The organism is Candidatus Obscuribacterales bacterium, from assembly GCA_036703605.1.
Taxonomy (GTDB): domain Bacteria; phylum Cyanobacteriota; class Cyanobacteriia; order RECH01; family RECH01; genus RECH01.
On record DATNRH010000230.1, the window covers coordinates 1 to 2459 of the forward strand.

The 2459-nt window shown below is 47.5% G+C and carries 1 protein-coding gene; it reads right to left on the minus strand.

The genetic code is table 11. The features are described 5' to 3' along the window. Nucleotides 1-2269: PAS domain-containing protein (locus tag V6D20_04890; protein ID HEY9815125.1), on the minus strand; the 2269-nt coding region annotated here is incomplete at its 3' end. Nucleotides 2270-2459: the final 190 nt, after the last annotated feature.

Here is a 2459-nt window from a genome sequence, read left to right on the forward strand (position 1 = left end):
TCGTGGCATATTCAGGACTAACAATTGCATGGCCTGTTTGTAAGTCTAAATCATAAAGCCCTTGATTAGCAGCCATAACTGCTAGCCTCAGGCGTTCCTCACTATTTTGTAAGGCTAACTCTGATCGCTTGCGATCTGTAATATCTCGCACTAAAACCAAGGCTTCATCTTCACCACAGACTACAACCCTTGATTCTTCATAGCGAATCGTCCCGTCCACAACAATTTGGTACTCATGAATATAAGGCGCACCTGTCTGAAATGCCCGATCAATTGTATCCATGCGCTCTTGCGCTAAATCAGCAGGCAGTATGTCCCATAGACTACGACCTACAATATCTGCTATGGGGCAAGATAAGTGCACCTCTGCTGCAGGAACGATCTCCCGATAAATCCCCTCTCGACTGAGCCGTAAGATTAAGTCTGGAATAGCATTCAAAATAGCCTGGTTGGTTGCTAAGACTTGGCGCAGCTCTTCTTCAGCTTGTTTGCGCGCCGTAATATCTGTGATAAAACCCTCCAGACTCTGCAGACAGCCTGCGTCATCGTAAATTCCCTGTCCTCGTTCCCAAACCCATTTCTGGTCACCCGATTTGGTGATGAGGCGATATTCGCATGCATAGGGTATCTGAGCGGTAACGGCTGTTTGCACGGAGTGCCACACTGCCTCGACATCATCAGGATGAATCATGTTTCCCGGACTCATTCCATCAGGGCCCAGAAATTCTTCAGGAGTATAGCCCGTCATCACCAGGATCCCTTCACTGATGAACTCTGGTGTATAGCCAGGATTATTCTTAACTCGATAAGCTACTCCAGGCAAATTACTTAACAAAGTTTTGAGGCGACGCTCGCTTTCATAAATAATATGTTCAGCCTGTTTGCGATCGCTAACGTCGACAATTAATGTATCCCAAATGACGTCTCCGTTGCTTAGCTGTTCTGGACGTCCTGCAGCCTCCAACCATTTTTGCTGACCAGAAGGCGTTGTAATTCTCCACGACCATGACCAGGGCTGGAGGGTACGAGCAGACTCCATCACCGATGTATACATGTCCGAGATATCTTCTGGATGCACCATCTCCCACAGCAGCTTGGCACTTTTGACAACCTCCTCTGCCTCAACTTCCCATAGGTCATAGCAGCCTGGACTCATATACAGCACAGCATCTGTCTTATCTGTCCGCAATAAATAGCGAAAAATCGCCCCAGGTACGTTCATTGCCAGATTACTGAAGCGGGCTTCACTCTGTAACCAGGATTCTTCGGCAAGCTTGCGATCGGTAATATCAATCATTAGCCCATCCCAGATAATATCTCCATTATCTTGTAGATCTGGGCGGGACGATCCACGTATCCACTTGACTTGCCCTGAGGTTGTAATAATACGTCCTTCCCAAGACCATGGGCTAAGAGTTTGGGTAGCCGTCCATCCTGACGATTGAATGGAGGATAAATCGTCAGGATGGACGGCATGCCATGCTAGGGATGAATCCTGTTCTAAATCTTTGGCTGGAAATCCGTATAGATCTTGGCAGCCAGGGCTGACATAGGTAAAGGCATCTGACCCATTCGGAGATAATCGGTACTGGTAAATCACACCAGGCATATTGGCAGCTAATCGTTGGAATCGAGCTTCACTTTGGAGGAGTGCTGCTGTTCTCTGCTCTACACGAGATTCTAGATCTTGATTTAATTGCTGTAGGTCTAACTGAATCTGTTTACTTTCTGTGACGTCGATCTGAATGCCGATCATTCCAATGGGAACACCATTTGGGTCATAGACGACTTCTCCAATATCTGCTAACCAGCGCACTGTCCGATTTGGTAGTAAAACACGATAGTCTAAATAAAGATCTCGTCGCTCCTCAAAGACCTGAGCGATATAGTGGTCAACTGAGTCTCGATCGTCTGGATGAATAGCTTCTAACCAGCGGTCGTAGCTAGCTTCACAGCTATCGGGATCATAGCCCAGCAGCCGAAAGTTCTCGTCTGACCATGTAACTTGATTGGTAGCATGATCCCATTGCCACATTCCAGCTTTAGCTGCCTTTAAGGCTAAAGATAGCTTTAGGTCACGATCGCGCAGGGAGGCTGCCACCGTTTTGCTATCCTGGATTTGTTCCTGTAACGTCCGTTTCATTCGGCGATCGCGTTGCATGACCCAGCCTGCGATCGCGATGATTCCTAAACTCATGCCAATCATCCAGTCCCCGGCGCTCAAGATGTTGAAGGGGATACATAGTCCTGAGAACTTGTCCAGCATCATGGCATGTAGGTTATCTTTAGCAACTCCTATCGAGTCAGGAAACAATCCTGACCATAACCATAGACCTAATATAGGCTGGTGTTTTGAGCAAAGTTGGTGAAGGCTCTGCGGGAGAGTTGTTACGTAGGGTGAGCGATCAGACAGGTTTAGATGTGACATGGATTGCCCCTATGGATGAATCCTGCGTCTA